The sequence below is a fragment of the Alcanivorax sp. HI0007 genome (assembly GCF_001635525.1).
In the GTDB taxonomy this organism is placed as follows: Bacteria; Pseudomonadota; Gammaproteobacteria; order Pseudomonadales; family Alcanivoracaceae; genus Alcanivorax.
This window is the reverse complement of sequence record NZ_LWEJ01000186.1, coordinates 1-303: the sequence shown is the minus strand read 5'-3', so window position 1 is coordinate 303 and position 303 is coordinate 1. Positions and strand designations below refer to the sequence as shown.

The window sequence follows — 303 nt, the reverse complement described above, 5'->3', positions numbered from 1 at the left end:
CCATACCGGAGCAATGTGATCCGGGGTCTTCAGCGGGTTGGCCGGCTCGAAGTTCGGCTTCTCCAGCAGGTAACCCCCGCCATCCGGGAAGAAGAAGATCACCACGGCAAAGATCATCAGGAACACGATCACGCCCGGCAGGTCTTTCACGGTGTAGTAAGGGTGGAACGGAATACCGTCAACCGGGATACCGTTTTCGTCCTTGTTCTGCTTGATTTCCACACCATCCGGGTTGTTGGAACCCACTTCGTGCAGTGCCAGGATATGCAGTACCACCAGCGCCAGCAGCACGATGGGGATAGC

The 303-nt window shown here is 57.1% G+C and carries 1 protein-coding gene; it reads right to left on the bottom strand.

Annotated elements, in window-relative coordinates; translation table 11 throughout:
- Nucleotides 1–303, bottom strand: a 303-nt coding sequence (locus A3714_RS10075) for a cytochrome b N-terminal domain-containing protein (protein ID WP_197463401.1), incomplete at both ends; no start/stop codon positions are given.